Consider the following 5,738-nt stretch of genomic DNA (forward strand, 5'->3'; position numbering starts at 1 on the left):
AAGCGGCTTAAAAGAGACCCTTTTCGATAGTTTTCATTCAACAATGCTCGTTCTCCGAAATCAGCATTAAAATGCTACTGCAAGTTGGTTTATTTACTGTAAAATAAAAAGCCGCATCATTCGAATTTTGATACGGCCTCTTTAATTACGCTTGTGTTGCGTTATTGACGCCATAGGTTATTTGCCTTATTTACATCGGCGTCAAAATCTCCGCCCAGTACAAGTTTTTGTATTTTTTTATTAGCTGTAAAATTTAGCGTGAATGCGGTATTGCCATCTTTCCAGCAGGCGATACTTTGATGCATATGATAGGTGCTGCCGTCGGTATAGGTTGCAGTCAGGTCTACCGGTACAGGTTTTTTGCCAATATTATTTATAGTAACAGTATAATGGCTGTCAGTTATTTGAACATTACCTATGGCCAGGTCAGGCACGCCATTATCAAAAAACCAGCTTTTCCAAAACCAATTTAAATTTTCGCCCGCACCTTCATTTATACAATTAAAAAAGTCATAAGGCATGGGGTGTTTGCTATGCCAAACGCTGATGTAGTGATGTAGAGCTTTGGTGAAAACCTCATCTCCAAGCATATCCTTTAGATAAAGATATCCAAGGCCGGGTTTAGGATACGAATTGGTTTCGTAAGCCACGCCTTCAAGTAATGTACTTAAAGTGATTATCGGCGGATCGCTTTCGGTGCCGGCATTGTTTTCATACCCTTCAATAGCAAAGGTATCCGTAACCTTTGGATCAATCATCGGACTGATCAGCCATTCGCCAATGGTTGCCCAACCTTCATCCATCCAGGCATATTTGGTTTCATTTACACCCATGTAAAAAGGGAACATCGTATGAAAGATCTCATGATCCGTAAGTTCAATACCGTCTTCTGCTTTTGTTTCAGGGTTATCATTAACCATCATCGGGTATTCCATCTGGTCGAGCCCGTCAAAAACAGTTTCGTGCGGGTAGGGGTAGGGCCACTTGGGGAACCGGTAACTCATGGCCTCCACCGTTTTCCGTGCATAATTGATCACCTCAAAATAATCTTCATGATGCTGGTTAAAAACCGCGTCAACCCTCGTGCGCCTGCCTGTTGCAGGGTCAACCACAAGGCTGCTTGATTTCCATAGATAGTGGTTGCTGATGGCAAATGCAACATCGGTAACGCTGTCGGCCTCAAACTTCCACGTATTGGCTATTTTATTGGTGGTAATGTTGCCCGCTTTCAGGTCACCTTCAGTAAAAATATCAGTGACCTTATCATCCTTCGCAGCTTCTGTTAATCTTTTGGCAAATTTATCCTTTAAAACCTCATCAGCGTTTTTCAAATTGCCGGTGGCCCAAACTTCATAGTTGCCAGGAACAGTGATCTCGGCATTAAAATGGCAAAAGTCATTATAAAACTCTTGTGTACCCTGGTAATGCTGCTGGTTCCACCCGTCAATATCATCGTAAACAGCAATCCTTGGGAAAAAATAGGCGATAAAGAAAGCACCGCTATCTACCTGCCCGGTACGTATATGCGATGTTTTGTTGAGTGTATAAGCATATGCAATGTCGAAATGTATGAATTGCCCGGGTAAAATGGCAGGCGTTTTTACAGTCATATTTGTTCCGTCAATGATCCATTGCTTTTCATCCTGCTTTTGATGATTGATACTCAATTGTTTTATCCGGACACCATCTCCCACATCAATTGGTAATACCGGCATGTTACGAACAGATCCTTTTTTATATAAATTGGGATAAAGCTTAAAATCAACTTCTTTTAAAGTATCAGGGCTGTTATTTATATAATCAATCGATACGGTGCCATTCAGTAAACGGCTATGTGGTTCAAAATTTATTTTAAGCGTATAATCAGCATGGTTTTGCCAGTAATTTTTGCCGGGTTCGCCGCTAACAGCCCTTGTGCCTTTTGAATACGAAGCCTGGATATTTATGGGTACCGGCAATGTGGTTTGTGAATAACAATTTATGCCTGCGAAAACGGCAACCATTAATAATTTAATACGGGGTATCATCAATGTAGATCTTTTGTTTAATAGAAATATCAAATCCAACATAATTTCAAAATCGAAAATGCGAAATTCGAAATAAAAAAATCACCATCCACCTTTAAAACCTTCTTTCAACGCAGCCTCGTAATTTTCAAGGTCGAAAGAATAAAGGTAAGGGGCCTTATGTGCACCGCCTTTTCGCGGTTCGTCTGACCGGGTTAAAATACCAAAGCCAAGCATGCGCCGCTGGAAGTTTCTCCTGTCGAGTTTTTTGTCAAGGATAGCTTCATAAAGCTTTTGTAACTCAGGCATGGTAAATTCTTTTGGCATCAGGTTATAACCTATCGGCTGGTAATTTAGCTGAAGCCTTAAAGTATCCAGCGCGGTTTTTAATATCAGCGCATGGTCCAATTTAAAATCAGGCAGATCATCAAGCCCGCGCCATTCGCACGATTCTGCAAATTGGTCGGGGTTAGGGTTCGTTTCAAAAAAATCAACTAATGCGTAATAGCCAATTGTTAAAAACCGGTTCGAAAACCAATTCTCTTTTGCCGGAAGCATATCTTTATACATATCAAAATGCTCCTTTGATCGTTCCGGGTCGCCAAATACATTAAACTGTTGCAAAAAAATCTTATCGAGGGTGGTACGCTCCTTTAGTATCCGGTTGGCAGCCATTTCAATAGGCTCATTTTTCAGCATAAATCCGCCTGGCAGGTACCACTCATCTTCATTTTGAACCTTTAATACCAGTACTTTCATGATGCCCTCATGAAAGCCAAATACCACACAATCAATAGATATGTGCGGTAAATAATTTTCGCGGGCATCAGCGCAAAACTCTTTAAGTCCTTTTTTGGTTAACATTTTGGCTATTCTACAAAAATACTTTGATTATTTAAATTATAATATTACAATTGTGTCATTAATACACTATGATTTTTTTTATCGTAAGGCCAATTATAATCATTATTATTCAATCGTATGATACCAATAAATTGCAATGGGTGCCTTCCTGTTTATTAATTTAATGCAATTTATTAGTGTTTATTAACAATCACCAAAAATGAAAAAACTATTTTCATCGGTTAAAGCGCTTCTGCTTTTTTTATTGACGCTCCCATTTTATAATGCTTTGGCGCAAAAAAAGGGAGATGACCCTAAAATGAATGCCTTTGTCAGCGGTCTGATGAGCCGGATGACGTTGGACGAAAAGATCGGCCAGTTAAATTTAGTTACAGGTGGCGTGCCTACGACGGGATCTGTAGTTAATAAAGGAATTGAGGAAAGTATTAAAAAAGGAAATATCGGCGGGATGTTTGGCATCTGGGGTGCTGATAAGGTAAAAGAAGTTCAGGATATCGCCGTAAAAAACTCCAGGCTGCATATCCCGATGATTTTTGGACTTGACGTGATTCACGGGCATGAAACTGTTTTTCCTATACCCTTAGGCGTATCTGCTACGTGGGATATGGCGCTAATCGAACAATCGGCGCATATTGCAGCAAAAGAAGCTACTGCTGAAGGTTTAAACTGGGTTTTTTCGCCAATGGTTGATATCGCCCGCGACCCGCGTTGGGGAAGGATCTCTGAAGGCGCTGGTGAAGACCCCTGGCTGGGCTCGCAAATTGCAAAAGCGATGGTAAAGGGTTACCAGGGCAGCAGCATGATGAACGCTGACGCGGTAATGGCATGTGTGAAACACTTTGCTTTATATGGGGGTGCCGAAGCCGGACGCGAATACAATACTGTTGATATGAGCCTGATAAAAATGTACCAGGATTACCTTCCGCCCTATAAGGCTGCTGTTGATGCCGGGGCAGGGAGTTTCATGAGTTCGTTCAATACCATTAACGGAGTGCCGGCAACCGGGAATCACTGGCTGCTTACCAAACTGCTGCGCGATCAATGGGGATTTAAAGGTTTTGTAGTTTCAGACTATACAGCGGTAAACGAATTAACCAATCATGGTTTGGGTGACCTGCAAACTGTATCGGCATTGGCGTTGAAAGCTGGCCTGGATATGGATATGGTAGGCGAAGGGTTTCTAACCACACTTAAGAATTCATTAAAAGAAGGGAAAGTTACGCAACAAGAAATTGACCTGGCATGCCGCCGGGTGCTGGAGGCGAAATACAAACTTGGTTTATTTAATAACCCTTATAAATCGATAGACCCGACAAGAGAAGATAGAGATGTGCTTACCCCGGAGAACCGGGCATTTTCAAGAAAAATTGCTGAACACTCTTTTGTTCTATTAAAAAACAACAATCAAACGCTGCCACTAAAAAAATCGGGTACTATAGCATTGGTAGGGCCCCTGGCCGACAATCATTCAGAAATGCTGGGTACCTGGGTTGTTGCGGGTGATCCAAAAAAATCAATAAGCGTGCGTGAGGGGATAAAAAATGTTGCAGGCAATGATGTTAATGTATTATATGCAAAGGGATCAAACATAACTGATGATTCTCTTTTAAATGCCCGTTCGTTTTTCTTTGGTATGAAACAGGACAAAGACAGTCGCAGCCCCCAGCAAATGATAGATGAGGCTGTGGAAACTGCTAAAAAAGCGGCTGTGGTTGTTGCAGTAGTTGGCGAGTCAGCAAATATGTCGGGCGAATCTTCCAGCAGATCAGATATAAATATCCCTGAAAGCCAACGCGACCTCCTAAGAGCATTGGTTCAAACCGGTAAACCATTGGTTATCGTGCTGTTTAATGGTCGGCCGCTTACCCTGGTTTGGGAAAATAAACATGCAGACGCAATTTTGGATGCCTGGGCGCCTGGTACCGAAGCCGGGAATGCTATTGCTGATGTGCTGTTTGGCAACTATAACCCTGCCGGAAAAATTACAGCAACATTCCCGCAAAGCGTTGGGCAAATACCTATATATTATAACCACAAAAACACAGGAAGACCTTTTGACCCGGCAGCGCCTGCCAAATTCAAATCGGATTATATTGATATTTCAAACGATCCATTATTCCCATTCGGTTACGGGCTTAGTTATACTACTTTTAATTATGGCGACGTAAAATTGAACAAGACCAAACTAAAGGGTAACGAAACTTTAAAGGCAACAGTAAAAGTAACCAATACCGGCAAATATGCGGGTGAAGAAGTAGTACAGTTGTATATAAGCGATCCTGTGGCAAGTATAAGCCGCTCTGTAAAAGAATTAAAAGGCTATCAAAAAATTTCCCTGCAACCCGGTGAAAGCCGGATGCTAACATTTGATATTACTACAGATGCGCTTAAATTTTATAATGACCAATTAGTATACGATTGGGAACCTGGCCAGTTTATTGTACAAATAGGGACTAACTCGTCTGATACCCATTCAGCTTCGGTACAATGGCTTAAATAAAAAGAAGTTTACCGCGCCGTTATTTTAAGGCCAGCAGGTTTAAACCTGCTGGCCTTTTTATTTATTAAAAGAATATAACAGCGTAATTTTTTATGCAAATTTTTTAAAAAAGCGAGTAAAATATTAAAAAAAACCGGCATAAGCTAATAATAATTGTTAAAATGACATTTTTATAAATAAATGATGAATTTTTTGCATCCTGATATTTCAGCCAGGGTCGGTTTTACAGGGGTATATTATAATTAAAAAATCAGGGCACAAATGTCATCTTTACTGCAAATTAGCGTCTGGCAGCTTTTTTGGGCCGTTCATTCGCTTATATAACAACATTATTACATTGCCTTTTTTTTAATAATATTATTACTTTG

Annotated in this window: 3 protein-coding genes; 1 reads left to right on the forward strand and 2 read right to left on the reverse strand. The window is 40.7% G+C overall.

Going from position 1 to position 5,738, the window contains the following annotated elements:
- Positions 1 to 161: 161 nt before the first annotated feature.
- Together QZY09_RS17515 and QZY09_RS17520 are read right to left on the reverse strand one after the other, a co-directional pair.
- The gene (locus QZY09_RS17515; RefSeq protein WP_295674475.1) at positions 162 to 2,027 is read right to left on the reverse strand and encodes a M1 family metallopeptidase; all 1,866 of its coding nucleotides are present in this window, start codon (positions 2,025 to 2,027) and stop codon (positions 162 to 164) included.
- 81 nt (positions 2,028 to 2,108) lie between these two features.
- Positions 2,109 to 2,870, reverse strand: a complete 762-nt coding sequence (locus QZY09_RS17520; protein ID WP_295674477.1) for an NUDIX domain-containing protein — start codon at positions 2,868 to 2,870, stop codon at positions 2,109 to 2,111.
- Between the two features lie 199 nt (positions 2,871 to 3,069).
- Between QZY09_RS17520 and bglX the strand changes: the two genes are divergently transcribed.
- Positions 3,070 to 5,370, forward strand: a complete 2,301-nt coding sequence (bglX, locus tag QZY09_RS17525; protein ID WP_295674478.1) for a beta-glucosidase BglX — start codon at positions 3,070 to 3,072, stop codon at positions 5,368 to 5,370.
- Positions 5,371 to 5,738: the final 368 nt, after the last annotated feature.

Source organism: uncultured Mucilaginibacter sp. (assembly GCF_903913935.1).
GTDB lineage: Bacteria > Bacteroidota > Bacteroidia > Sphingobacteriales > Sphingobacteriaceae > Mucilaginibacter.

Coding starts and splice junctions, on each gene's coding strand:
- QZY09_RS17515 (WP_295674475.1), bottom strand. CDS start 2,027: ATGATACCCCGTATTAAATTATTAATGGTTGCCGTTTTCGCAGGCATA.
- QZY09_RS17520 (WP_295674477.1), bottom strand. CDS start 2,870: ATGTTAACCAAAAAAGGACTTAAAGAGTTTTGCGCTGATGCCCGCGAA.
- bglX (WP_295674478.1), top strand. CDS start 3,070: ATGAAAAAACTATTTTCATCGGTTAAAGCGCTTCTGCTTTTTTTATTG.